Origin of the sequence: Marivita lacus, assembly GCF_014637725.1 — a bacterium.
Lineage (GTDB): Bacteria > Pseudomonadota > Alphaproteobacteria > Rhodobacterales > Rhodobacteraceae > Marivita > Marivita lacus.
The window spans coordinates 439,244-464,551 of the sequence record NZ_BMFC01000003.1; the positions used below are offsets into that span (position 1 = coordinate 439,244).

Consider the following 25,308-nt stretch of genomic DNA (forward strand, 5'->3'; position numbering starts at 1 on the left):
ACAGGCCGCGAATGATCATGTGAGGGTCACAAAATGGCCCGCTCAAGCAGTCATGGTTTGCGCCGTTATCATGGTGACGAGCAAGGTGTAACGATGTCCCGACTGATCCTCTCACAAGCCCTCTTGCTGGTCGAAGCCGTTGCCATCGTCGCCTTGTATCAGGTGTTCAGCAGCTTTGAATGCCGCCAGACGGATTTGTTTGTTTTCTGCCGTGGGATACGTCTGGCGATGGTGCTGGGCCTGTGCCTTGCTGCGGGCTTTGCGGTCTTGCTGCTGTTCCAGCCGTCCTTGCGCGAGAGTCTGGTCGTCAAATCCGCGACAGGCGGCGACCGGTCGCGCCTCTGGGCGGCTGTCCATGTCGCCGGGCTGTTGCTGATTGTCGCGCCAAACCTGTTCCTAAGTGACGGCCAAATGCTCGCTTACGTGCTGCCGTTTCTGCTGACGCTGGCCGTTGGGGGCATCGCGGCGCTTGTCGGCGGCGCACTCTGGCTGATGCCCGCGTCCGCGTGGCGCGACCTGTACCGCGATCACGCGCAACTTCTGCTGCCGACCATCGCGATCTCTTTGCTGATCCCGTCGCTGGCATGGACCATCGGACTGGTGTGGAACTGGTCGGACACGCTCCAGCTTGCCACCTTCTACAGCGTTGCAGTGATGCTCGCGATCCTCGGCAATGACGTGTTCGTCAACCTTGATCTCGCAACCATCGGGATCGTCGAGTTTTACGTGGAGGTGGCCGAATCCTGTTCCGGCATCGAAGGTCTGGCGCTGACCACGGCCTTCATGGCGATCTACGCGCTTATGATGAAGGATGACCTGCGCATGGGCCGGTTCTGGCTGATCGTCTGGCCTGCAGCCCTTGTCCTGAGCTTCATCCTCAATGTCGTCCGCATCACCGTGCTGATCCTGATCGGGGCCTACATGTCGCCCGAATTGGCCGTGAATGGCTTTCACAGCTTTGCGGGTTGGCTGTCCTTCACGCTGCTGGCGCTGCTGATCCTGACCATCGTCAACATCCTGCCGGGCCTCAGCAAGACCGCCAAAACCGCGCCCAAGATCAAGCATCCACCGCTGACCGAGGACAGGTCAGCGGCGTTCATCGTGCCGTTCCTTGCCTTCATGCTGTCCGCGCTGGTGGTCCACACGTTCTCGCAGACACCCGAGGTCTGGTACGGCGTTCAGGTCGCGGCGATGGCGCTGGCCTTGTGGATTTTCCGCAAGCCGGTGCTGGCACTGACGCGCAACATTGATCTTGTGGCCTGTGCTGCGGGGCTGCTGATCGGCATCGGCTGGATCGTTACCGCCGAACCGGCCACGCCATATGCGTCACTGGCCGAGTTTGGAGCGTTGGCGCTCACGGTTTGGGTGGCGCTGCGGGTGATCGGAACCGCTCTTCTTGTGCCGATCGTCGAAGAACTGTTCTTCCGAGGCTATCTCTTCAGCCTGATCGACGATGGCAGCGTGCTGCGCAGGGTAGCGGCCATCGCGATAACCACCGCAGGGTTCGCGGCACTGCATTCCCGACCGCTGACCGCAGCCATTGCAGGTGTGATCTTTGCGCTGGTGCTGCTCAGACGGGGCAGGGTGTTCGACGCCATTGTGGCCCATGCGGTCGCCAACGGGTTGATCGCGACAGCGGCGCTTGTCACGGGTCAGTGGTCACTGATCTGATCTGGCGCCTTGGGTGCAAGACATAAAAAAGGCATCCGACGAAACCGCCGAATGCCGATTGTATTCGAGAGTCCATCACGCGCGATTGCGGCGACGCACTTCCCAAGCCAACAGCATCGCTGCGGCAACCACAGCAAGCGCAAGTGCGCCACTGCTTGCGTCAATTTCCGGAACGGACGAGGACACCGTAGGTGTGGTTCCACCGCCAACTGTGCTTCCACCGCCGAAAAAGATACGCCAACTATCCCACCACATAATTACCTCCTACATAGCAGCGATTCTTTGCTACACAAAAAAGTCGAATTCTCCAAGCTAGAGTGTTGTTTCGTTCACAAATGCGCAACAATCATCAACTTTTGCTAAAATAGCCGAAAGCCCTTCAACAATGCTGCCCAATTATTCGGCAGCCCGGACAGGGGGCGTGCCATCATTGGCCTGCGACCGCTGAAGGACTCGCTTGAGATCCTCCAACGCGGGGGCCCCGGTCAAGCCCTCTTCGTACTCGGAAGCGGGCTGCGTATCGTCGTCTTCCCACAGGATCGTCGGGGATTTGACCTGACGTGCAGCGCGCTGCAACGCCCAGTCACGGCTGGCGCGACCGCCACCAAGACGGGCCACCAATCGCAGGGCCCAGAGCGCATAGGTGCCGAACCAGACCCGCGCCGCCAGCATCGCCGGCGTGAAAACCAGTGTCAGGACCGTCGCGATGCCCAGACCGAACACCACCGCCGTGGCCAATTGTTTCCACCAAAGCGCGGTCGGGCTGTCGATTGAATAGCCGCCCCCGAAGAAATCGAGGCTGAGGCCGAACATCATCGGCGCAAGACCCGCCATCGTGGTGATCGTGGTCAGCAGCACTGGTCGGATGCGGTCCTCGGCGGTGCGCACGATGGCCTCGATCCGCGGCATGTAACGACTGTATTCCTGATAGGTGTCGATCAGGACAATGTTGTTGTTCACCACGATCCCTGCCAGGGCGACGATCCCGGTTCCGGTCATGATGATGCTGAACGTCTGGTCCATGACCAGCATCCCGATCAGCACGCCCGCGGTGGACAGGACCACGGCAAGCAGCACCAGTGTCGCGTTATAGAAGCTGTTGAACTGCGCCAGCAGGATGATGAACATCAGCCCGAGCGCGGCACCAAAGGCCTTGCCGAGAAAGGCCTGGCTTTCGGCCTGTTCTTCCTGATCGCCGGTCCATTCCCAGTCGATTCCGGGCAGGGGGCCGGTCTCGAGCCATGTCGTCAGTTCGGCGATGCGCTCGTTGGCATTGACCGGCACGATGCGCGCGCCATCCTCCAGTGCCGCCGTGACCTCTGAGGCCGCGACTGTCTCTGTGCCCAGCAGCGCATAAGTGTTCCCATTCGGCCCCGTGATCGCGCCACCCTCGCGCTCCTGCAAAGTTGCAAGCGTCGTGCTGCCATCCGCGCCGTCGATGACCACCTTGGACAATCCGGGCAGCACATCCGCCTTCACGTCGAAATAGCGCTTCTGATCGACGCGGGTGATCTCGGATAGCTTGGCCACCGGCTGCCGGGTGATGAAGTTCGACAGCGGCACAAGCCCGTCATCCGTGCGCACCCGCAGCGTGTCGAGCGTCGACAGGAACCGGTCTTCCTCGGGCAGGCGCACGCGGATCTCGATTTCTTCATCCGAACTGTCGACCCGCATCGTGTCAAGCAGGATGCCCCGCGTGACCAGCTGCACCATTGCGCCGACGACGGCGACGTTCGCACCATAACGCCCGGCCTTTTCGACATCCACGTCGATCTGCCAGTCGATGCCGGGAAGGGGCAGGGTGTCTTCGATCAGGGTCAGACCCGGCGTGGCCTCGAACTTGTCGCGGGCAGTCGCGGTGGAGGCCAGCAACGTGTCCCAGTCATCCGCCTTGAGCCGCAGGTGCACGGGCTTGCCGCTGGCCGGACCCCGGTTCTGCGACAGGATCTCGATCTCGACTCCGGGGATGACTTTCAACTGCTCCGCCAGTTCCTCGATCACCAGATCGCCGTCCAGATCGGGCCGGTCGGCACGGTCTTCCCACGGGATCGTTTCAAGCTGCACCTGACCGATGGTGTCTTTCGGCACCGACGCGCCGCTGGCATCGGTGTTCAGACCGCCTTCACCCGCAAAGGAAAACGCGTTCTTGACGCCGGGATGGGCCAGCACGATCTGTTCGGCGCGCATCACCAGCGCGTCCTTTTCCGGCAGGCTCAGGTTGCCGCGCGCCCGGACATAGACAATCGCCTGCTCGGGTTCGGATTCGACAAAGAATTCGACGCCGTTGTTGTTCTCGCCGAAATAGGTGAACACGCTCAACACGAAGGCCAGAACACCGGCAGCCGCAACGATGGGCATGATCGGGTTGCCCGCGATGAACTTGATGAAATACCCGAACAGCGTCCGGTGGCGGCTTCCGTCGACACGCTTGCGGGTCCAGCGGATCGACGCGGCGTCCAGCACGATGGAGGCGAGGATCGCCCCCACGAGGAACAGCACGATCCCCGGCAGATGGCCCGCGATGCCGTCCGCAACTGGCGGGAACAGAAAGCCGGGGTCCAGGAGCAGCAGCGCACCGATGAGCAACAGCCCCAGCACCACAGGCACCAGCGCGGCGCGCAGCAGCCATGATGTGCGTGCGCGCAACCCTTCAGAGGCCCGGTCCAGCATCCTCGAGAACCGGCCCGTGACGCCGCCCATGACCGGCAGGTACACCAGCGCCACCACCAGTGAGGCCGACAGCACGAAGATCAGAGTGACCGGCAGCATGCCCATGAATTCGCCGGGAACGCCCGGCCAGAACAGCATCGGCAGGAAGGCGCAAAGCGTCGTTGCGGTGGAGCTGACCACCGGCCAGAACATCCGCTTGGCCGCCTCGACATACGCGTGCATCGGGCCGGTGCCTTCCTTGATGCGCTTGTCCGCATATTCGACCACCACGATGGCGCCGTCGACCAGCATGCCCACGGCCAGGATCAGGCCGAACATCACGATGTTGGAAATGCTGACCCCCATGATCGACAGGAACACGAAACACAGCAGGAACGAGGTCGGAATGGCAAAGCCCACCAGCAGCGCGGCGCGCAGGCCCAACGACGCCAGCACGACGATCATCACCAGAGCGATGGCGGTCAGAACCGATCCTTCCAGCTGCTTGACCATGCTGTCGACGATGCGGGACTGGTCGTTCGACGTGCCCACGGTGACGGCCGCCTGCAACTCGGGCGGCCAGTTGGCTTCGGCAGCGGCCACTTCGGCTTTCACCGCGTCCGCCGTGTCGATCAGGTTGAAGCCCTTGCGCTTGACGACCTGAAGCGCAAGCGTCTTTTCCCCGTTGAACCGCGCCGTGCCCTCGCGGTCCTCGAAGGTCAGGTTGATCGTCGCCAGATCGCCGAGCGTCACCACACGGTCCCCATTCACCTTGACCGGCAAGTTGTAGACATCGCGCTGATCGTCAAAGCTGGACGGGATCTTGACCGCGAAACTGCCCTGTTCGCTGCGCAACTCGCCCGCCGCGATCAGCTGGTTGTTGTTCTGGACGACATTGATCAATTCGCTGGCCGTGACGTTGTAACTCTCGAGCTTCAGCGGGTCGATCACGACTTCCAGCATCTCGTCGCGATTGCCCGCGATCCCGGCTTCCAGCACGGAATCCAGCGTTTCCAGCCGGTCCTGCAAATCCTTGGCAACCCGCGCCATGGTGCGTTCCGGCACCGGGCCGGTCAGGTTGACGATGACGATGGGGAATTCGGAAAAGTTGATCTCGGTGATCGAATATTGCTCGGCTCCGGCGGGGAACTTGGACTGCGCCTTGTTCATCGCGTCGCGCACATCGGCCATGACCTGCGACTTGTCCCATCCGAATTCGAATTCGAGCGCCACACCGGCATAGCCTTCGGCGGCGGTGCCGGACATGGTCTTCAGACCGTCCAGGTCGGCCAGCTCGGTCTCCATCGGCTTGACCAGCAGCGTTTCGCTGTCGGAGGCCGAGATGCCGGGAAACACGGTCGACACGAACAACGCCGGGATTTCGATATCCGGCTCGCCCTCTTTTGGCAGACCGACATAGGCGTAGGTGCCGATGGCCAGTGACAGCGCGATGAACGCCAGCACCATGCGGGCGCGTTCGGCGGCCCAATCCACGATCCCGGTCATTGGATGACCTCTTCAAAGCTGGGGGCGACGATCACGTCATCGGTGACGAATTCCTGACCCACGGTGATGACATCCACCTGCTCGGGCAGGCCGGTCACGTAAACGCCGCTCGGCGTGTCGCGCAGCACCGTCACCGGCAGGAATTGCGCGGCACTGTCACCATCGATGACCCGCACGCCCAAGGTGCCCTCGTCGTTCAGCGTGAGCGACGACGCGGCCAGCAGGTGCGCCAGTACACCCTGCGACTGGATCAGGATCTCGGCGGTCTGACCGTCGCGAATGGCAAAATCAGAATTCGGCACGGTCAGTTCGACCCGGAATGTCCGCGTTGTCGGATCAGCCGAGCGCGACAGGAAAGACACGCGCGCCTGCACGTCCGGGCCCTCGTTCAGCCGCGCTCCGGCCATCGCGCCCACTTCGACGCGGTTGATCTCGGTCTCCGGCACAAAACCCACCACCTTGATCGGATCAAGCTGGATCACAGTCGCACAAAGCCCGCCCGGCTGCATCAGGCTGCCCAGTTCCGCCGTGTCGGTTTCAAGCACACCCGCGAAGGGGGCTGTAATCTCCAGACGGTCGATTTCTGTCTCGGCCCGGTCCACGGCGGCCTGTGCGGTTTCGATGCCCGCCTGCAACCCGTCCAACCCGGCTTCAGCCGCCTTCAGTCCCGCCTCTGCGGTAGTGATCGCGGCCATCGCGCTCTGGACGGCGGCTTCGGTATTGGCGACCCGGGTCTGGCTTGCGAATCCGCCCTCGCTCAGACGATCGGCGGCTGTGGCGTTGATCCGGGCTTCTTCGAGCCGCGCCTTCGCTTCGGCCACGCGGGCCTGTGCCTCGGGGATGCGCGCCTCGACCTCGGGTCGTCGTGACATGGCCTCGACCAGCCGCGCGCGGGCTTCGGCAACGGCCTGCTCGCGCGTGCCGGGATCGACCGAGCACAGCAATTCTCCCTCTTCCACAAACGCACCCTTGCGCAGCGGCGGCGAGATGATCTTGCCGCTCACTTCAGACACGACCGACACCTGCCGCGCCGCTTCTGTCTCGCCGCGCAACCGCACCTGCGTGCCGATCTCTTCCGCGACCGACCGCTTGGCCATCACCCGGACAACGCCGTCCGCGACAGGGTCTTCCGGTGCAGTCGGCTCGGGCGCGGGTGCTTCGGCAACCACCTCGGCCGGTTCAGCGGCCTCGACACGCGGGCTCATGCCGGACAACAGCGCAAAGAGCCGTTCGCGTTCGATCACGATGCCAAAAAGGAGGGCCGCAACAAGACATGCGGTGATTAGGGGGACTATGCGCATCAGACGAACCTTGTGCCTGCACTTCTATCGTTAAGCGGGTGAAGACCACCCGAACCCTGGCGCCGTACCCGATCTCGTCCTCGGTTATTCCGAAGACAATACTTATACGGTGAACTGATCGGTTCAGATTAAACCTGTGCCTAGCTTTTTTCAAGCTGAACGGAACCGTTCAGCTTTTTGCGTGGCGTCTTTCGTGAACCTTGCCGAGGATTCGTGCGAAACGCCCCAAATCACAGACCTGTGTTGCGGTTTTGTCGCGCAAAACCCCGTCTTGGCACCTGAGCCACATCACGGTATGAGGGGCAAAATCCACGCGCGTCCGGGTCCATTCGGGTCAAGCCGGGCCAAGAGGCGCACGTCACAGGGGGCTTGAGGGTGAGCGATACAGACAGCTTTATCGACGAGGTGACAGAAGAGGTCCGCCGCGACCGGCTTTTCGTCCTGATGCGGCGCTATGGCTGGATCGCCGTGCTGGCTGTCCTGCTGCTGGTCGGCGGCACCGCCTACCGCGAATACACCCGCGCCTCGCAGGCCGCAGAGGCGCAGACCTTTGGCGATGCGATCCTTGCCGCGCTGGAAAACGATGCCGCCTCCGACCGCGTTGCAGCGCTTGACGAGATCGCGGCACCCACCGCCGAAAGCGACGCCGTGCTCGACATGCTGATCGCCGCCGAAGAGGCGCTGGACGGCAATGGCACCGCCGCCGCCGAACGGTTGAACGCCACCGCGACCAATGGCGATCTGCCCGAGATCTACCGCCAGATCGCCAGCTTCAAGGCGCTGACCCGTCCCGAAAGCCCGCTGAGTCTCGATGAACGCCGCGTCGCGTTCGAGGCGATGGCCACCCCCGGCGCGCCGCTGCGGCTTCTGGCCGAGGAACAACTGGCCCTGATCGAGATCGAGGCGGGTGACACCGATGCCGCGCTCTCGCGTCTGAATGCGCTTCTGGCGGATTCGGAACTGACTGCAGGCTTGCGCCGACGCGCATCTCAGTTGATTGTGGCGCTGGGGGGCGAGATCGAGGCGTCCTGATCGAAGGACCGAACAGGTCCGACACGACAAAAAGACGAGGGCAGGGCAGTGCAAGTGAAACTCATTTTGGCCAGCGTGATCGCAACCGGCGTCTTGGCGGGCTGTGCAGATCGCGAAATCATCCTGCCGGGCGACCGTCTGGGCGTGCGCGAAATCCTGCAGGACGGATCAGGCGCGGATGCTGCATCGCCAAACACCACGGTTGCAGCGACGGTGCCCGCGGCTGTCAACAACGCCGCGTGGCCGCAAAGTCATGTCAGCCCCTCGGTGCGGACAACCAACGCGGCGCTGTCGGGCAACCTCACTCCGGTCTGGGCCACCTCCATCGGCGAAGGCGACAAGCGCCGTGCGCGCATCATCACCGACCCGGTGGTCGCGGATGGCCGCATCTTCACCATCGACAGCGCGGGTCGGGTCTCGGCCACCTCCACCAGCGGGTCCGCACTCTGGTCCTACAGCATCGTGCCGGTGCGCGATGACGCCTCGCAGGCATTGGCAGGCGGGCTGGCGGTCGACAACGGGCGTCTCTATGTGACCTCCGGTTTCGGCACGCTGACCGCGCTTGATGCCGCAACCGGGCGGGAAATCTGGACCCAGCGGCTCGAGGCCACGGCCACCGGCGCGCCCACCGTGTTCGGCGGTCTGGTCTATGTCGTCGCGGGCGACAGCACGGCCTGGGCGATCGAGGCCGAGGATGGCCGCGTCCGCTGGCAGTCGGACGGTCTGGGCGACATCGGCAACGTCGCCGGTGCGGCTCCGCCCGCAGTCAACGATTCCCATGTGGTCTTCTCCTTCGGCAGCGGCGCCGTGCAGGGCGCGTTCCGTCAGGGCGGCCTGCGCCTCTGGAGCGCCGATATCGTCGGTGCGCGGCGTGGCTTCGCCATTGCCTTGGTCGATGACATCACCGGCTATCCGGTGATCGACGGCAGCACCGTCTACGCGGGCAACCATTCCGGCCGTGTCGTCGCGCTGAACGTCAATTCCGGCGAACGCCTCTGGACCGCGCAGCACGGCGCACTCGACCCGGTCTGGCCTGCGGGCAACTCGGTTTATGTCGTGTCGGACCTCAACGAACTGGTGCGTCTGGATGCAACCGACGGTTCGCGCATCTGGGCCGTGGACCTGCCGGGATACGAACCAGTCCGCCGCCCGCAACGCCGCCGGGATTCGGCTTTTGTCAATCACGGGCCGATCATGGCCGGGGGGCGTCTGATCGTGGCCTCCTCGGACGGGTTCATCCGCGCCTTCGATCCGGCCTCGGGTGATCTGGTCAGCCAGACGGAAATTCGCGGCGGTGCGACGACCCGTCCCGTGGTGGCCAACGGCACGCTTTACGTCGTGTCGACGGCGGGTGTGCTGCACGCCTTTCGCTGACCCCTTTCGCAGGCGCGGGAAATAGGCTAGGCGGGCGGCTTGATCTGAACCGGAGCCCTGTTCGCCCATGTCTTTCTCCCTCGCCATCGTCGGTCGCCCCAATGTCGGTAAATCGACCCTGTTCAACCGGCTGGTCGGCAAACGGCTTGCACTGGTGGACGACCAGCCCGGCGTGACGCGCGACCTGCGCGAAGGCGCGGCACGTCTGGGTGACCTGCGCTTTACCGTGATCGACACTGCCGGTCTGGAAGAAGCTACCGACGAAAGCTTGCAGGGGCGGATGCGCAAGCTGACTGAACGCGCCGTGGACATGGCCGATATCTGCCTTTTCCTGATTGACGCCCGTGTCGGTGTGACCCCTGCCGACGAAGTGCTGGCCGAGATCCTGCGCAAGCGCGCAACCCATGTGATTCTTGGCGCCAACAAGGCCGAAGGAAACGCCGCCGAGGCGGGCGTACTGGAAGCCTACGCTCTCGGTCTTGGCGAGCCGCTGCGCATCTCCGCCGAACATGGCGAAGGCATGCCCGACCTCTACGCGATGCTGCAACCCCTTGCCGATGCCTTTGACGAACGCGCCGCCGCCGATGCCCCCGAAACCGAAGTGGACGTCGACGATGACGACCCGGATGCACCGCGCGCCATCACCAAGTCCAAGCCGCTTCAGATCGCGGTTGTTGGGCGGCCCAACGCGGGCAAGTCCACGCTCATCAACAAGATCCTCGGCGAAGACCGGCTTCTGACCGGCCCCGAGGCGGGAATCACCCGTGACGCCATCTCCGTCCAGACCGAATGGGACGGGGTGCACATGCGCATCTTCGACACCGCCGGCATGCGCAAGAAGGCCAAGGTGCAGGAAAAGCTGGAAAAGCTGTCCGTGTCCGACGGTCTGCGCGCGGTCAAATTCGCCGAAGTCGTGGTGGTCCTGCTGGACGCCGCGATCCCGTTCGAGAGCCAGGATCTGCGCATCGCCGATCTGGCCGAACGCGAAGGCCGCGCCGTTGTCATCGCCGTTAACAAATGGGACACGGAAGACGACAAGCAGGACAAGCTGAAGATGCTGAAAGAGGAGTTCGAACGTCTTCTCCCACAACTGCGCGGAGCGCCGCTCGTCACCGTGTCGGCCAAGACCGGGCGCGGTATCGACCGCCTGCAAGCCGCCATCGTCAAGGCCCACACCGTCTGGAACCGCCGCGTGACCACAGCCCAGCTCAACCGCTGGCTGGCGGTGATGCTCGACCAGCACCCGCCTCCCGCGCCGCAGGGAAAGCGGATCAAGCTGCGTTACATGACCCAGGCCAAGACCCGGCCGCCCGGCTTCATCGTGATGTGCTCGCACCCCGACAAGATGCCCGAAAGCTACAAGCGCTACCTCGTGAACGGGCTGCGCGATGATTTCGACATGCCGGGCACGCCGATCCGCCTGACACTGCGCGGGCAGGGCGACAAGAACCCCTACAAGGGCCGCCGCGAACGCAACGCCGGAGCGCTGAAAAAGCACCTGGGCAAGAACAAGGACTGATCCGCGCGGTTGTTGCGGATCCGCGTGCCCGGCAGGGTGTCCGGAGAATTTCATGTTGGCTGGCAAGCGTCTTTGAACGGCCGGTGGCGGCTGCTCAGCCTGCTGGTGAACGGCGTCAGCCCGGAAATCCGCTTCAAAGCGCCGTGACCCATCCCGTTTTGCAAGACCATGTCCCCCGAAACGGCCCGAGGCGCTGTCTTTTCGGCGTCATGCAGGGGTTTTTCAAAATATGGGCTGACACGCGCACCTTCCCACCGTTAGGGTGCCGCCATGTCTTAAGCCATTGGTCTTATATGCCTCGGCGGTACGACCCCCTAGGCTGACCGACAAAGAAGGACGACACCATGCAAATGACCGATTCCCGCACGATCGCCGCAAGCCCCGAAATGGTCTGGGCGGCGATTCTCGATCCCGAAGTTCTCAAGCAATGCGTGCCCGGCTGCACCGAGATGAGCGGCTCTGCCGAAGAGGGCTTCGAGGCCACTGTGGTTCAGAAGGTCGGGCCGGTGAAGGCGACGTTCAAGGGCACGGTGGTGCTCTCGGAAATGGTGCCGGGCCAGTCGCTGACGCTGACCGGCGAAGGCAAGGGCGGGGCCGCCGGGTTCGCCAAGGGCGGCGCGGATGTGAAGCTTGTTCCGGTCGAAGGCGGAACAGAGCTGCATTACGACGTGGACGCCAAGGTGGGCGGCAAGCTGGCGCAGCTGGGCAGCCGCATCATCGACGGTTTCGCCAAGAAGATGGCGGACCAGTTCTTCTCCAATTTCCAGGACGCGGTCGAAGGCCCGAAACCGGCCGAGGCCGATGGGCCGGACGCGGACGCACCGCAAGCCGAAGGCGGCGAAGCGAAAAAAGGCTGGTTCAAGAAACTCGTGTCCTGATTGGCGCGCGGCTCTTGTACAACACATGATAACGAATTCCGACGGGAGGATTTGATGACTAAGGTAACGATGACGGTGAACGGGAAATCCGTTTCCGGCGACGTGAAGGGCAACACGCTCTTGACTGAATTCCTGCGCGACGACCTGCGCCTGACCGGCACACATGTGGGCTGCGACACGTCGCAATGCGGTGCCTGCGTGGTGCATGTGAACGGCGAAGCGGTCAAATCCTGCACCATGTTCGCAGCCGAAGCTGACGGGGCCGAGATCAAGACGATCGAAGGCATGGCGAATGCGGATGGCTCGCTCAACGTGATCCAGCAGGCGTTCCAGGATTACCACGGCCTTCAGTGCGGCTTCTGCACGCCGGGCATGGTGATGTCGGCCGCGGCGCTGCTCAAGGACAACCCCAAGCCGTCAGAGGCGGAAGTGCGGGACTACCTCGAAGGCAATATCTGCCGTTGCACCGGGTACCACAACATCGTGCGCGCCATCATGGCAGCGTCCGGTCAGGACGTGCCTGCGGTCGCCGCGGAATAAGTCATCATCACTCGCAGCGCTCATCCATCCCGGACGGGATGTCTTCGCGAAGAAAGCCCGCCGGGCTTGATAAGCGCCTCGCAACATGGAGGAGAATATCACTATGCCGAAGGATCATGGCATTGGCGCAAGCCCGAAGCGGCGTGAGGACGTCCGCTTTCTGACCGGCGCCGGCAATTATACCGACGACATCAACGTACATGGCCAAGCCTATGTGCATTTCCTGCGCTCCGATTTGGCGCATGGCAAGATCAACGGAATCGACACCAGCGCCGCCGAAGCGATGCCGGGCGTTGTCCGCATCTTCACCGGCAAGGATTTCGAAGGCGTGGGCGGTCTGCCCTGCGGCTGGCAGGTGACCGACAAGCATGGCGAAGTGATGAAGGAACCGGCCCACCCGGTCCTCGCTCAAGGCAAGGTCCGTCACGTCGGTGATCCCATTGCCGCCGTTGTCGCCGACAGCCTCGAACAAGCGCGCACCGCCGCCGAGGCCATCGTTCTGGACATCGAGGAACTGCCCGCCGTCGTCGACATGAACAAGGCGCTCGAACCCGGTGCCACCAAGGTGCATGACGATCTGTCCGACAACCTCTGCTACGACTGGCAGTTCGGCACCGACACGGAAACCACCGATGCGGCGTTCAAGAACGCGGCGCATGTGACGACTCTGGAACTGGTGAACAACCGCCTCGTCGCCAACCCGATGGAGCCGCGCGTCGCAGTGGGGCAATATTCCCGCGCCGGAGGCGATTACACGCTCTACACCACAAGCCAGAACCCGCACGTCATCCGCCTGTTGATGGGTGCCTTCGTGCTTGGCATCCCCGAGCACAAGCTGCGCGTTGTCGCCCCCGATGTGGGTGGCGGTTTCGGCACCAAGATCTTCCACTACGCGGAAGAAGCGTTCTGCACCTTCGCCGCCAAGGCCTGCAACCGCCCGGTCAAATGGACCTCGACCCGCTCCGAGGCCTTCATGTCCGATGCACATGGCCGCGACCACGTGACCAAGATCGAATTGGCGCTGGACAAGGACAACAACTTCACCGCTGTCCGCACCGACACCAAGGCCAACATGGGCGCGTACCTGTCGACCTTCTCGTCCTCGGTGCCGACATGGCTGCACGGCACGCTGATGGCGGGCAACTACCGGACCCCCGCCGTTCAGGTGAACGTCAAGGCGGTGTTCACCAACACCGTGCCGGTCGACGCCTATCGCGGTGCCGGTCGCCCCGAAGCGACGTTCCAGCTGGAACGCGTCATCGACATGGCCGCCCGCGAGCTGGGCGTCGATCCGATCGCGCTGCGCCGTCAGAACTTCATCACGCAATTCCCCTACGCCACGCCCGTCGCCGTCGAATACGACACCGGTGACTACGAAGCGACGATGGCCAAGATGGAAGAGCTGATGGACATCCCCGGCTTCGCAGCCCGTCGCGCCGCATCCGAGAAAAACGGCAAGCTGCGCGGTCTCGGCATCAACTGCTTCATCGAGGCCTGCGGCATCGCGCCGTCGAACCTCGTGGGTCAGCTGGGCGCCCGTGCCGGTCTCTATGACGCGGCCACCGTCCGTGTGAACGCCACCGGCTCCATCTCCGTGATGGTCGGCGCACACAGCCACGGGCAGGGACATGAAACCGTGTTCCCGCAGGTTGTGGCCGAAATGCTCGGCATCGACGAGTCGATGATCGACATCGTGCATGGCGACACGTCCAAGATCCCCTTCGGCATGGGCACCTACGGCTCGCGTTCGCTGGCGGTCTGCGGATCCGCGATGGTGCGTGCCACCGAGAAGATCATCAACAAGGCCAAGAAGATCGCAGGCCACCTTCTCGAAGCCTCCGACAGCGACATCGAGCTCAAGGACGGCATGTTCAGCGTCGCGGGCACCGACAAGTCGGTCGCCTGGGGCGACGTGACACTGGCCGCCTACGTGCCGCACAACTACCCGCTCGAGGACATCGAACCGGGTCTTGAAGAAACCGCCTTCTACGATCCGGCGAACTTCACCTACCCCGCGGGCGCCTATGCCTGCGAGGTCGAGGTTGACCCGGAAACCGGCAAGGTCACCATCGAAAAGTTCGTCTCGGCGGATGATTTCGGCAACGTGGTCAACCCGATGATCGTCGAAGGCCAGGTTCATGGCGGCATCGCCCAGGGCATTGGCCAGGCGCTTCTGGAAAACTGCGCCTACGACGAAAACGGCCAGCTGCTCAGCGCGTCCTACATGGATTACGCCATGCCCCGTGCGGACGACATCCCGCACATGGCGCATTACGTGGTCGACCATTCCTGCCAGACGCCCTGCACGCACAACCCGCTCGGCGTCAAAGGCTGCGGCGAGGCCGGGGCCATCGGCTCACCTCCCACGGTGGTGAACGCGGTGATCGACGCGCTGCATTCCGGCGGACACACCCACGTCAAGCACATCGACATGCCCGTGACGCCCTCGCGCGTCTGGGCCGCAATGAACAGCCAGTAAGGAGGGCTTCGGACATGTATAGCTTTGACATTCAACGCCCCACATCCCTCGCCGACGCGGTGGCGGCACTTGCCACCGACGAAGCCCTGCCTCTGGGCGGCGGTCAGACCCTGATCCCGACTCTCAAGCAGCGCCTCTCGGCCCCGTCCGTGCTGGTCAGCCTGTCGGGCATCGCGGAGATGAAGGGCGTCTGCACCAATGATGACGGCGCGCTCTGCATCGGCGGTGGGACCACCCACGCCACCGTCGCCCGCGAGGCCACGTCCTACCCGGGTCTGGCGGCACTTGCGGCCAAGATCGGCGACCCGGCGGTCCGCAATCGCGGCACCATCGGCGGCAGCCTGGCCAACAACGACCCGTCGGCCTGCTACCCGGCGGCGGCGCTTGGCTCGGGTGCCACCATCATCACCAACACGCGCTCCATCGCGGCGGATGACTACTTCCAGGGCATGTTCGCCACCGCGCTCGACGAGGGTGAGATCGTCACCGAGGTGCGTTTCCCGGTGCCCGAGAAATCCTGCTACATGAAGTTCGAACAACCCGCCTCGCGCTTTGCGCTGGTCGGTGTGTTCGTCGCCAAATACGCAGACGGCGTGCGTGTCGCGGTCACCGGCGCCTCCGAAGAGGGTGTGTTCCGCTGGACCGAGGCGGAAGAGGCGCTGTCCTCCAACTTCGCCCCCGAGGCGGTGGAGGGCCTGTCGGTCTCCGGCGACGGCATGATCTCTGACCTGCACGGCTCCGGCACCTACCGCGCCCATCTCGTGGGTGTCATGACCAAACGGGCCGTCGCCGCCGCGATCTGATCCGGCTCCGACACGGACCAATTCCAAGCCCCGGTTTCCCGACCGGGGCTTTTTTCTGGTGCGAACATGCGTCAACGCATGTTCGCATTTCCGTCAACGGAACCGCCCGCCATCCCAAGTAGGCCGGGCTTCAGCCCGGCACTCCGGTCGGGGAGGGCGTCCGACATCACGTATCGCACCAAAACACGTAGGGTGCGTGCTTGCACGCACCGTCATCCTCATCCCCCCATGACCTTCCCCCAAACCCATGCTACACCGCCCGCCAAACCATCACGAAGGGCACCCCCATGGCCAAGACCCCGACCGGCAAGACCCCAGACGGCAAGAACACCTCCGGGCGCGGACAGCGTGACCTCAAGGTCAAGGTGAAATCCGCCCGGGGCCGCAAGCTGTCCTCGACGCGCTGGTTGCAGCGGCAGTTGAACGATCCTTACGTCAAGCGCGCGCAGGCCGAGGGCTACCGGGGCCGCGCCGCCTACAAGATCCTCGAACTGGATGAAAGATACCGCTTTCTCGTGCCCGGTGCGCGGGTGGTGGATCTGGGCTGCGCCCCCGGTGGCTGGTGCCAGGTCGCGGTCAAACGGGTGAACGCGCTTGGCGAACGACACGGCAAGAAGATCGGCACCGTTCTGGGCATCGACCTGCAGGTGGTCGAGCCGATCGCCGGGGCCGAGATCCACCAGCTCGATTTCCTCGACGAAGGCGCGGATGATCAGGTCAAGGCCTGGCTGGGCGGGGCGGCTGACGTGGTGATGTCCGACATGGCCGCGTCCAGTTCCGGTCACAAGCAGACCGACCACATGCGCATCATCCATCTTTGCGAGACCGCCGCGCAGTTCGCCTTCGACGTGCTCGACGAGGGTGGCACCTTCGTGGCCAAGGTGCTGGCAGGCGGCGCGGAGGGCGAGTTGCAGAAGCTGCTCAAGCGGCGCTTCGACAAGGTGGTGAACGTCAAGCCGCCGGCGTCGCGCTCCGACAGTTCCGAGAAATTCGTCGTGGCAACGGGCTTTCGCGGCGCGCTGGTCGAGGACAGTGACGACTAGGCCCGTGGTGTCCGGCTGAACCGTACAAAAGGGCGTCTATCGTACGGATGACTTGTACGGTTCGGGCGTACGAAACGACCGGTTCGCGCGCTCCCGCAGCGTCAGGGCGATGTCCGGCCGCTGCATCTCAGGCCCCGCATAGGCACGTCCGGAGCCGGTCTGAACCTGCTCCTGCCGGTGCAGTTCGAACAGCTTGGCCCGACGCGGATCGGTGTGACCTGCGGTCTGCAGGTCCGGATAATGTCGCATGATGCCTCCCCAGGCGATATGGCAGTGCGCGGCTTATCCGTTGAAATTCCGGTGTTTTTTGGTCCGATTTGTGGCAGCATTGGAGCGAAAACCGGCACGCCATGTCGCAATCCCCATTGCAGCGCGACGCATTCCCCCGCAGTCTCTGCTCAAAGCCGAGGGAGGACAGACATGCCGCTTGCCATGACCCAGGAGGTCTTCATCACCTGCGCCGTCACCGGATCCGGCGGCACCCAGGACCGCAGCCCCCACGTCCCCAGATCCCCCAAACAGATCGCCGACAGCGCCATCGCCGCCGCCAGGGCGGGTGCGGCCATCGTTCATTGCCATGTCCGAGACCCGGAAAGTGGCGCGCCCTCTCGGAAAGTCGAATATTACCGAGAGGTTACGGACCGCATCCGCGATGCCGAGGTGGACGTGGTGCTGAACCTCACTGCCGGAATGGGCGGCGATATCACCTTCGGATCTGCCGAAAATCCGCTGCCGGTGAATGCCCAGGGCACCGATATGGCTGGCGCGACAGAGCGTGTTGCCCATATCGCGGACTGCCTGCCCGAGATTTGCACGCTCGATTGCGGCACGATGAATTTCGCCGAAGCCGATTACGTCATGACGAACACCCCCGGCATGCTCCGCGCCATGGGCCGGATGATGACCGAGCTCGGCGTGAAGCCAGAGATCGAGGCCTTCGACACCGGGCATCTGTGGTTTGCCAAGGAGTTGGTGAAAGAGGGCATCCTTGAAGATCCCGCCTTGGTACAGCTGTGCATGGGGGTGCCCTGGGGCGCGCCGAACGACCTCAACACCTTGATGGCAATGGTGAATAACGTGCCCGATCATTGGACTTTCAGCGCGTTCTCCCTGGGTCGAAACCAGATGGCCTATGTCGCTGCGGCCGTGCTGGCGGGTGGCCATGTGCGGGTGGGCCTCGAAGACAACCTCTGGCTGAAAAAGGGTGTGCTCGCCACCAATGCGCAACTGGTCGAACGCGCCGTCGGGATCATCGAGGGCATGGGCGCACGGATCATGACTCCCGCCGAGGTTCGGACCAAGCTGGGTCTGACCAAGCAAGCGCCCAGAGGCTGAGCGATGGCAGTGATCCTGTGTTACGGTGACAGCAACACCCACGGTACCTTGCCGTTGGAACAATTGGGGAAATTCGCACGCCATGCGCCGGGGGACCGCTGGCCCGACGTGATGGCCAAGGCGCTGGGGCCGGATCGCACCGTGCTGTCCGAAGGCTTGCCGGGGCGCACCACCGTGCATGACGATCCGGTCGAAGGCGGCATGCGCAACGGGCTGACGGTCTTGCCCGCGATCCTGCACAGCCACACGCCGATCGACCTGATGATCCTGATGCTGGGGACCAATGACCTCAAGCACCGCTTCTCGGTCACCGCGTTCGAAATCGCGCGGTCTCTGGAACGCCTCGTGCTGGTAGCGCGCGCTGAAAACGTGGTGAAGGACATTCTGCTTGTCGCACCCGCACCGGTGTTGGAATCGGGCATTCTCAAGGATGTGTTCGCCGGGGCCCAGGCCCGCCAGCAAGGCCTCGCAGATCATGTAAAGGCTGCGGCAGAGCGTCAGAGCTGCGGCTTTTTCGATGCCGGGTCAGTGGCTTCGCCGTCGCCGCAGGACGGGGTGCATTGGGACGCCCGCGCGCATCATGCTTTGGGGGCCGCAATGGCCGATGCCGTGGGCGCGCGGTTGTGAGGCATGTGGTCATCACCGGCGGCGCCTCCGGGCTTGGCCGCGCGATGGCGGAGCGGTTCATCACCGAAGGCGACCGCGTCGCGATCTGTGACGCCGACCCGGACGCCGTTGCCGCGTTTGCAGACATCCATCCCGGCCATATCGCAGAGGCAGCCGATGTGACGGTCGAGGCGCAGATGCAGGCCTTCTTCGACAGGATCGAAGTCACATGGCCTGCTGTCGATGTGGTCTGCGCCAACGCTGGGACAGGTGGTCCTGCGGGACGGATCGAAGACCTGTCTCTGGCCGATTGGAACCGCTGCATCGAGGTGAACCTGTCCGGCACCTTTCTGACGTGTCGTTGGGCGGCGCGGGTCATGCGGGCAGCGGGGCAGGGGTTGATCGTAGTGACGTCTTCGACCGCCGGGCAGTTCGGCTATCCGCTGCGCTCGCCTTATGCGACGGCGAAATGGGGCATCGTCGGATTGACCAAGACCCTCGCGATGGAGCTTGGACCGTCGGGCGTCCGGGTCAACGCGATCTGCCCCGGCGCGGTCGAGGGCGACCGGATGGACCGTGTCGTCGCGATGGAAGCCGCCGCCTCGGGCAAGACCGAGGACGAGGTGCGCGCGCTTTACGTCAAGGGCGTGTCCCTGCGCACATGGGTCACGGCAGAGGATGTGGCGGACACGGTGTCGTGGCTCGCCTCTCCGCAGGCAAAGAGAATTTCCGGCCAGATCCTGGCCATCGACGGACATACGGAGACACTTGTACCATGACAGGCAGTGCAGCGATCATCGGCGGTGGCGTGATTGGCGGCGGTTGGGCCGCGCGGTTTGCGCTCATGAGATGGGAGGTTCGGATTTTCGATCCCGACCCAGAAGCCGAGCGCAAGATCGGCGAGGTGATGGCCAACGCAGCGCGGGTGCTCCCGATGCTCTACGAGGCACCGATGCCGACACGGGGCGCGATCACCTATGTCGGCACCGTGGCCGAGGCTGTCGCAGGTGCCGACTGGATACAGGAAAGCGTGCCGGAACGGCTCGACATCAAGCACAGGGTCATTGCCGAGATACAGGCGGCCTGTTCGCCCGACGCGGTTCTGGCCTCTTCGACCTCGGGGTTCAAGCCGTCGGAATTGCAGCAGGGCGCGGCGCGTTCCGGCCAGATCATGGTCGCGCACCCGTTCAACCCGGTCTACCTTCTGCCGCTGATCGAACTGGTGCCGAGTGCTGCGTCAGACGCCGCCATAGTGACGCGCGCCAAGGAGATCCTGACCGCGATCGGCATGTACCCCCTGCATGTGCGCGCCGAGATCGACGCCCACATCGCTGACCGTTTTCTGGAAGCCGTTTGGCGCGAGGCGCTCTGGCTGGTCAAGGACGGCATTGCAACGACCGAAGAGATCGACAACGCGATCCGCTACGGCTTCGGCCTGCGATGGGCACAGATGGGTCTTTTCGAGACCTACCGCGTCGCGGGTGGGGAGGCGGGCATGCGGCACTTCATGGCGCAGTTCGGGCCCTGCCTGCAATGGCCGTGGACCAAGCTCACCGATGTTCCAGAGTTCACGGATGAACTGGTGGACCTGATCGCGGGGCAGTCGGATGCGCAATCCGGCCATATGGGCATTCGCGATCTGGAACGGTTGCGCGACAACAACCTCGTTGCCATCCTGCGGGCGCTGAAACAGCAGGGCGCTGCGGCGGGCAAGCTGATCCTAGATCACGACAATTCTCTGCGTGCGTCTCTGGGCGACGAGATCCCGCTGGTGACTGTGCGCCGCGTGGTGCCCGTCGATTGGACCGACATCAACGGGCACATGAACGAAGGCCGCTACGGGCAGCTGTTCAGCGATGCCTCGGAAGAGTTGATGATCCATATCGGCGCGGACCGGGAGTACATCGCGGCCGGACACAGCTATTTCACCGCAGAGACCAGCATCAGGTATCTCGCCGAGACCCACGCCGGAGAGGACATCCGCGTCACCACCCGCGTGGCACTGGGGGCGGGCAAGAAGCTCAAGCTCTGGCACCAGATGCACCGCGCGGCCGATGACGCGTTGCTCGCGACCTGTGACCAGTTTCTCCTGCACGTGTCGCTCGAAACCCGCCGGTCATGTCCGCCCCTGCCGCATGTGGCCGCGGCGCTGGACCGTCTCGCGGCGGCCCATGCAGAGGTGACCGCATGAATTTCGGCCTGAGCGATGAACAGGAGATGATCGTCTCCACCGTGCGCGATTTCGTTGAACGCGAGATCTACCCACACGAGTCACAGGTCGAACGCACGGGTGAGGTCCCAGCCGAGGTGGCACAGGAGATCAAGCGCAAGGTGATCGATCTGGGATTCTACGCCTGCAACTTCCCCGAAGACGTGGGCGGCGCTGGCCTGTCGCATCTCGACTTCGCGCTTGTCGAGCGCGAGTTGGGGCGCGGGTCGATGGCGCTCACGCATTTCTTCGGCCGGCCGCAGAACATTCTGATGGCGTGCGAGGGCGACCAGCGCGACCGCTACCTGCTGCCAGCAGTGCGCGGTGACCGCATGGACGCGCTCGCCATGACCGAACCCGAGGCGGGATCGGACGTGCGCGGCATGGCCTGCACCGCCCGGCGGCAGGGCGGCGACTGGGTGGTCAACGGCACCAAGCATTTCATCTCGGGAGCCGATCATGCGGATTTCTTCATCGTCTTTGTGGCGACCGGCGTTGATGAGACCCCGAAGGGGCCAAAGAAACGCATCACCTGTTTTCTGGTGGATCGTGGCCATCCCGGCTTTACCGTGCGCGACGGCTACAGGTCGGTCAGCCACCGCGGCTACAAGAACTGCATCCTCGACTTCGATGAGTGCCGCCTGAGCGATGCGCAGGTTCTGGGTGAGGTCGATGGCGGGTTTGCGGTGATGAACACCTGGCTCTACGCCACCCGCATCACCGTCGCCACAATGAGCGTTGGCCGCGCGCGGCGCGTGTTCGACCATGCCCTGAGCTACGCCGCCACCCGCAAGCAGTTCGGCCAGCAGATCGGCAAGTTTCAAGGCGTCAGCTTCCAGATCGCCGACATGATCACCGAGATCGACGCCGCTGACTGGCTGACGCTCAGCGCCGCGTGGCGGCTTGATCAGGGCCTGCCCGCAAACCGCGAGATCGCGAGCGCGAAACTCTATGCCAGCGAAATGCTCGCCCGCGTCACCGATGCGACACTGCAGATCCATGGCGGCATGGGCCTGATGGACGACTATCCCATCGAGCGCTTCTGGCGTGATGCGCGGGTCGAACGGATCTGGGACGGCACATCGGAAATCCAGCGCCACATCATCAGTCGCGATCTGCTGCGGCCCCTGGGCGCGTGACATGCGGCTTCTCTGGTTGAAAAATACCTCGGGGTCTGGGGCAGAGCCCCAGCCGTTTCCGCCCACGGAAACGCCCCGATGCGTTGACGCATCGTGACGGGCAGCCTCAACCGTCTGTTCCGACCGTCCTCGGTCGCGGTGATCGGCGGCGGCGCGTGGTGCCGGTCGGTGATTGCGTCGCTGGCGCGGATCGGCTTTGCCGGTCCGGTCTGGCACATTCATCCGACCGCAGACTCTGCGTTTCGCAGCATCGCGGATCTACCCGCTGCACCCGATGCCTGTTTCATTGGCGTCAACCGCAGCGCAACCATCGACTGCCTGCGCGACCTGTCGGCCAAAGGGGCAGGTGGGGCTGTCTGCTTTGCCAGCGGCTTTGCCGAAACCCGCGACGGGGACGTGTTGAACGCCGCCCTGCTGGATGCCGCCGGGGAGATGGCCCTAATCGGGCCGAATTGCTACGGCTTTGTCAACGCGCTGGACGCGGTCGCGCTCTGGCCGGACGTGCACGGCCTGATACCGGTGCCCAAGGGCGTGGCGATCCTGACCCAAAGTTCGAATATCGCGCTGAACCTGTCGATGCAGAGGCGCGGGCTGCCCATCGCCTTTCTTGGCACGGCGGGCAATCAGGCGCAGACCGGGCTGAGCGAGATTGCACGGCACCTGGTTCGCGACCCGAGGATCACGGCGCTTGGCCTGCATATCGAAGGGGTCGGCGACATCGCCGCGCTGCAGGCCCTGATGCAAGAAGCCCACGGCCTCGGCAAACCGGTGATCGCGCTGAAATCCGGTCGATCCGAGGCGGCGCAGACCGCCGCTCTGTCGCACACAGCATCCTTGGCCGGGTCCGATGCCGGGGCCAGCGCGCTGTTCGACCGGTTGGGTATCCTGCGGGTCAGGTCGCTGGACGCGTTGATCGAAACGCTCAAGCACGCACATCTTTACGGCTCTGTTGCCCCCGGTCCCATCGCGTCGCTGTCCTGTTCTGGCGGAGAGGCAAGCCTGATGGCGGATGGTGGCGATGCGCGGGGACTGACCTTTGCGCCCTTGACCGAAGCACAGGACACCGCGCTCGAGACAGTGCTTGGCCCGCTGGTCACCCGCGCCAATCCGCTCGACTACCACACCTTCATCTGGAACGACGCGCCGAGGATGGCGGAGGTCTATGCGATCATGGCGTCCGGGCCGGCAGCACTGACCGTGATCGTGGTCGATTTCCCGCGCCCGGACCGGTGCCAGACCGACGCGTGGGATTGCGTGGAGTTGGCCGCGATGATGGCACGCCAGCAAACCGACAAGCCCATCGCGCTCCTCTCCTCGCTGTCCGAGTCACTGCCCGAGGATATGGCAGCGCGTCTGATGCAGGCCGGTATCCTGCCGATGCACGGGTTGGACGCTGCGCTCGATGCACTGGCGGTGCTTTACTGCCCGCGCCTTCCGAGTGACGCAGACCGTCCGATCCCGCTGCCGCTGCCGCATATCGAAACCGTGATGCGTGACGAGGCCGAGGCGAAGGCCATTCTGGCGCGCTGCGGTCTCGACGTGCCGCTCCATGCCGTGGCGACCAGCCCGGAGGAGGCCGGGCAAGCGGCGCAACCGTTGCTGCCCGTGGTGCTCAAGGCGCGGGGGCTCGCGCATAAATCCGACAGTGGAGGTGTCGTGCTGGGGTTGCAGAGCGTAGCGGAGGTGATCGACGCGGCCACCGCCATGGGCTGCGACCGCTTCCATATAGAAGAGATGATCACCGACGGCTGCGCCGAGGTGCTGCTGGGCATCGTCGCCGATCCGGCCCATGGCTACGTTCTGACTCTCGGGGCAGGGGGCGTTCTGACCGAGCTGTGGCAGGACACCTGCCATCTGCTCGTTCCCGTCACTGAATCCGAGATCGCCGCCGCGCTGGACAGCCTGCGCATCGCGCCGCTGCTGGACGGGTACCGGGGGAAACCTGCGGGCAATCGGGCGGCCCTGATCGCAGCCGTTCTGATGGTGCAGGACTACGTGGTTGCACAAGCCGGTCGCGTGGCCGAAATTGAGATCAACCCGCTCATCCTCACCCCGACCCGCGCGGTGGTGGCGGATGCGCTGATCCGGGAGAAGCAATGATGGACAGCCCTTTACACCTGACACGGGATGGTCACGTGCTCGAAGTGGTTCTGAACCGGCCCAAGGCGAACGCCATTGATCTGCAAACCAGTCGCGCGATGGGTGAGGTGTTCCGGGAGTTCCGCGATGACCCGGACCTGCGCGTCGCCATCCTCACCGGGGCAGGGGACAAGTTCTTCTGTCCGGGGTGGGATCTCAAGGCGGCAGCGGATGGCGATGCAGTCGATGGCGATTACGGCGTGGGCGGTTTTGGCGGGCTGCAGGAACTTCGCGACCTCAACAAGCCGGTGATCGCGGCCGTGAATGGCATTTGCTGCGGTGGAGGTCTGGAACTGGCACTGAGCGCGGATATCATCCTGTCAGCCGATCACGCGAGTTTCGCGCTGCCCGAAATCCGGTCGGGCACCGTTGCGGATGCGGCCTCGGTGAAGCTGCCCAAGCGCATCCCCTACCACATCGCGATGGAGATGCTGCTGACCGGACGCTGGCTCGATGTCGAAGAGGCGGCGCGCTGGGGCTTCGTCAACCACGTTTATCCCGCCGCCGTCCTGATGGAAGAGGCGCGCAAGATGGCGGCTCTTTTGGCGTCGGGCCCGCCGTTGGTTTATGCAGCGATCAAGGACATCGTGCGCCGGGCTGAAGACGCCTCGTTCCAGGACATGATGAACCGCATCACCAAGCGCCAATTGGCGACGGTGGATGTGCTTTATGCGTCGGAAGACCAGATCGAGGGCGCCCGCGCCTTTGCCGAAAAGCGCGATCCGGTCTGGAAGGGGCGGTGACTCGCACCGGGTCTTGCAGGTGACGCAGGGGCAGGTGTGGGTAAGCCTGTGGATAATGCCGTGACTGCGTTTCAGGACATGCTTTGAGAGGGGGTTCCAGACCCGTCTTGGGAAATATCTTCCTAAAAAGACATTCAAAAACAATGACATGACGGAAATATGACGAAATTCGGAGTTTCATGTTTTTTTCGCTTGCGGAGTTTGGTGACTAACCGTAGAACCCCCTTCACCGGCGCTGCTGAGGCGGACGCGGGGGCATTGGAAGGGTTGACGGGCTGAGGTTCGGTTGGTCTGGAAGGTGGATAATTCAGGGGTAAATGAGGGCGGCGCGCCGGTTAGTTA

20 protein-coding genes are annotated in these 25,308 nt (G+C 63.9%); 16 read left to right on the plus strand and 4 right to left on the minus strand.

Annotated features, from left to right (window positions below; genetic code table 11):
* Window positions 1-93 precede the first annotated feature (93 nt).
* Window positions 94-1,671 (plus strand): exosortase E/protease, VPEID-CTERM system, encoded by a 1,578-nt coding sequence (gene xrtE, locus IEV82_RS09750; protein ID WP_188481816.1) that lies wholly within the window; start codon window positions 94-96, stop codon window positions 1,669-1,671.
* A gap of 75 nt (window positions 1,672-1,746) precedes the next feature.
* On the opposite strand, the gene IEV82_RS09755 is transcribed toward xrtE, so the two are convergent.
* The 3 genes from IEV82_RS09755 to IEV82_RS09765 all read right to left on the minus strand — a co-directional run bounded on the left by IEV82_RS09755 (window position 1,747) and on the right by IEV82_RS09765 (window position 7,127).
* Window positions 1,747-1,926, minus strand: coding sequence for a VPEID-CTERM sorting domain-containing protein (locus tag IEV82_RS09755; RefSeq protein ID WP_188481817.1), 180 nt, complete (start codon window positions 1,924-1,926; stop codon window positions 1,747-1,749).
* Between the two features lie 141 nt (window positions 1,927-2,067).
* The gene (locus IEV82_RS09760) at window positions 2,068-5,826 is read right to left on the minus strand and encodes an efflux RND transporter permease subunit (RefSeq protein WP_188481818.1); all 3,759 of its coding nucleotides are present in this window, start codon (window positions 5,824-5,826) and stop codon (window positions 2,068-2,070) included.
* Window positions 5,823-7,127: an efflux RND transporter periplasmic adaptor subunit gene (locus IEV82_RS09765; RefSeq protein WP_188481819.1), complete on the minus strand. Its 1,305-nt coding sequence runs from the start codon at window positions 7,125-7,127 to the stop codon at window positions 5,823-5,825. Before IEV82_RS09765 ends, IEV82_RS09760 begins: the two co-directional genes overlap by 4 nt.
* Before the next feature lie 375 nt (window positions 7,128-7,502).
* Between IEV82_RS09765 and IEV82_RS09770 the strand changes: the two genes are divergently transcribed.
* From IEV82_RS09770 to IEV82_RS09805, 8 genes are all read left to right on the plus strand, one after another.
* Window positions 7,503-8,159 (plus strand): tetratricopeptide repeat protein, encoded by a 657-nt coding sequence (locus tag IEV82_RS09770; RefSeq protein WP_188481820.1) that lies wholly within the window; start codon window positions 7,503-7,505, stop codon window positions 8,157-8,159.
* A gap of 54 nt (window positions 8,160-8,213) precedes the next feature.
* Window positions 8,214-9,533: an outer membrane protein assembly factor BamB family protein gene (locus IEV82_RS09775; protein WP_308420414.1), complete on the plus strand. Its 1,320-nt coding sequence runs from the start codon at window positions 8,214-8,216 to the stop codon at window positions 9,531-9,533.
* Between the two features lie 67 nt (window positions 9,534-9,600).
* Complete coding sequence (der, locus tag IEV82_RS09780) at window positions 9,601-11,052, plus strand: ribosome biogenesis GTPase Der (protein WP_188481822.1); 1,452 nt, start codon at window positions 9,601-9,603, stop codon at window positions 11,050-11,052.
* A 344-nt stretch (window positions 11,053-11,396) separates the two neighbouring features.
* Window positions 11,397-11,930, plus strand: a complete 534-nt coding sequence (locus tag IEV82_RS09785) for an SRPBCC family protein (protein ID WP_188481823.1) — start codon at window positions 11,397-11,399, stop codon at window positions 11,928-11,930.
* Between the two features lie 54 nt (window positions 11,931-11,984).
* The gene (locus IEV82_RS09790) at window positions 11,985-12,470 is read left to right on the plus strand and encodes a (2Fe-2S)-binding protein (RefSeq protein WP_188481824.1); all 486 of its coding nucleotides are present in this window, start codon (window positions 11,985-11,987) and stop codon (window positions 12,468-12,470) included.
* A gap of 103 nt (window positions 12,471-12,573) precedes the next feature.
* Entirely contained in the window at window positions 12,574-14,949 is a 2,376-nt protein-coding gene (locus IEV82_RS09795; protein WP_188481825.1) for a xanthine dehydrogenase family protein molybdopterin-binding subunit, read from the plus strand.
* Window positions 14,950-14,963: 14 nt separating this feature from the next.
* Window positions 14,964-15,752: an FAD binding domain-containing protein gene (locus IEV82_RS09800; RefSeq protein ID WP_188481826.1), complete on the plus strand. Its 789-nt coding sequence runs from the start codon at window positions 14,964-14,966 to the stop codon at window positions 15,750-15,752.
* Between the two features lie 287 nt (window positions 15,753-16,039).
* On the plus strand, window positions 16,040-16,795 hold the full coding sequence (locus IEV82_RS09805) for an RlmE family RNA methyltransferase (RefSeq protein WP_188481827.1): 756 nt from the start codon (window positions 16,040-16,042) through the stop codon (window positions 16,793-16,795).
* A gap of 36 nt (window positions 16,796-16,831) precedes the next feature.
* On the opposite strand, the gene IEV82_RS09810 is transcribed toward IEV82_RS09805, so the two are convergent.
* A complete protein-coding gene (locus tag IEV82_RS09810; RefSeq protein ID WP_188481828.1) occupies window positions 16,832-17,044 on the minus strand; it encodes a hypothetical protein in 213 nt (70 codons plus the stop codon).
* Between the two features lie 171 nt (window positions 17,045-17,215).
* On the opposite strand from IEV82_RS09810, the gene bcoG reads away from it, so the two are divergent.
* From bcoG to IEV82_RS09845, 7 genes are all read left to right on the plus strand, one after another.
* Window positions 17,216-18,130 carry a 3-dehydrocarnitine:acetyl-CoA trimethylamine transferase BcoG gene (gene bcoG, locus IEV82_RS09815; RefSeq protein WP_188481829.1) on the plus strand — a complete coding sequence of 305 codons (915 nt, stop codon included), beginning with the start codon at window positions 17,216-17,218 and terminating at the stop codon, window positions 18,128-18,130.
* Window positions 18,131-18,133: 3 nt separating this feature from the next.
* A complete protein-coding gene (locus IEV82_RS09820; protein WP_188481830.1) occupies window positions 18,134-18,757 on the plus strand; it encodes an SGNH/GDSL hydrolase family protein in 624 nt (207 codons plus the stop codon).
* Entirely contained in the window at window positions 18,754-19,515 is a 762-nt protein-coding gene (locus IEV82_RS09825; RefSeq protein WP_188481831.1) for an SDR family oxidoreductase, read from the plus strand. Before IEV82_RS09820 ends, IEV82_RS09825 begins: the two co-directional genes overlap by 4 nt.
* Window positions 19,512-20,927 (plus strand): carnitine 3-dehydrogenase, encoded by a 1,416-nt coding sequence (locus IEV82_RS09830; protein WP_188481832.1) that lies wholly within the window; start codon window positions 19,512-19,514, stop codon window positions 20,925-20,927. The genes IEV82_RS09825 and IEV82_RS09830 overlap by 4 nt, the downstream gene beginning before the upstream one ends.
* Window positions 20,924-22,084, plus strand: coding sequence for an acyl-CoA dehydrogenase family protein (locus IEV82_RS09835; protein WP_188481833.1), 1,161 nt, complete (start codon window positions 20,924-20,926; stop codon window positions 22,082-22,084). The genes IEV82_RS09830 and IEV82_RS09835 overlap by 4 nt, the downstream gene beginning before the upstream one ends.
* 93 nt (window positions 22,085-22,177) lie before the next feature.
* Complete coding sequence (locus IEV82_RS09840; protein ID WP_188481834.1) at window positions 22,178-24,184, plus strand: acetate--CoA ligase family protein; 2,007 nt, start codon at window positions 22,178-22,180, stop codon at window positions 24,182-24,184.
* Window positions 24,181-24,966, plus strand: coding sequence for a carnitinyl-CoA dehydratase (locus tag IEV82_RS09845; protein WP_188481835.1), 786 nt, complete (start codon window positions 24,181-24,183; stop codon window positions 24,964-24,966). The genes IEV82_RS09840 and IEV82_RS09845 overlap by 4 nt, the downstream gene beginning before the upstream one ends.
* Window positions 24,967-25,308 lie beyond the last annotated feature (342 nt).

Bases quoted from the DNA above. Each gene is read 5' to 3' on its own strand.
- IEV82_RS09835 (WP_188481833.1), top strand. From the start codon at position 20,924: ATGAATTTCGGCCTGAGCGATGAACAGGAGATGATCGTCTCCACCGTG.
- IEV82_RS09765 (WP_188481819.1), bottom strand. From the start codon at position 7,127: ATGCGCATAGTCCCCCTAATCACCGCATGTCTTGTTGCGGCCCTCCTT.
- IEV82_RS09845 (WP_188481835.1), top strand. From the start codon at position 24,181: ATGATGGACAGCCCTTTACACCTGACACGGGATGGTCACGTGCTCGAA.
- IEV82_RS09785 (WP_188481823.1), top strand. From the start codon at position 11,397: ATGCAAATGACCGATTCCCGCACGATCGCCGCAAGCCCCGAAATGGTC.
- xrtE (WP_188481816.1), top strand. From the start codon at position 94: ATGTCCCGACTGATCCTCTCACAAGCCCTCTTGCTGGTCGAAGCCGTT.
- IEV82_RS09805 (WP_188481827.1), top strand. From the start codon at position 16,040: ATGGCCAAGACCCCGACCGGCAAGACCCCAGACGGCAAGAACACCTCC.
- IEV82_RS09755 (WP_188481817.1), bottom strand. From the start codon at position 1,926: ATGTGGTGGGATAGTTGGCGTATCTTTTTCGGCGGTGGAAGCACAGTT.
- bcoG (WP_188481829.1), top strand. From the start codon at position 17,216: ATGCCGCTTGCCATGACCCAGGAGGTCTTCATCACCTGCGCCGTCACC.
- IEV82_RS09790 (WP_188481824.1), top strand. From the start codon at position 11,985: ATGACTAAGGTAACGATGACGGTGAACGGGAAATCCGTTTCCGGCGAC.
- IEV82_RS09800 (WP_188481826.1), top strand. From the start codon at position 14,964: ATGTATAGCTTTGACATTCAACGCCCCACATCCCTCGCCGACGCGGTG.
- IEV82_RS09760 (WP_188481818.1), bottom strand. From the start codon at position 5,826: ATGACCGGGATCGTGGATTGGGCCGCCGAACGCGCCCGCATGGTGCTG.
- IEV82_RS09795 (WP_188481825.1), top strand. From the start codon at position 12,574: ATGCCGAAGGATCATGGCATTGGCGCAAGCCCGAAGCGGCGTGAGGAC.
- IEV82_RS09810 (WP_188481828.1), bottom strand. From the start codon at position 17,044: ATGCGACATTATCCGGACCTGCAGACCGCAGGTCACACCGATCCGCGT.
- der (WP_188481822.1), top strand. From the start codon at position 9,601: ATGTCTTTCTCCCTCGCCATCGTCGGTCGCCCCAATGTCGGTAAATCG.
- IEV82_RS09830 (WP_188481832.1), top strand. From the start codon at position 19,512: ATGACAGGCAGTGCAGCGATCATCGGCGGTGGCGTGATTGGCGGCGGT.
- IEV82_RS09820 (WP_188481830.1), top strand. From the start codon at position 18,134: ATGGCAGTGATCCTGTGTTACGGTGACAGCAACACCCACGGTACCTTG.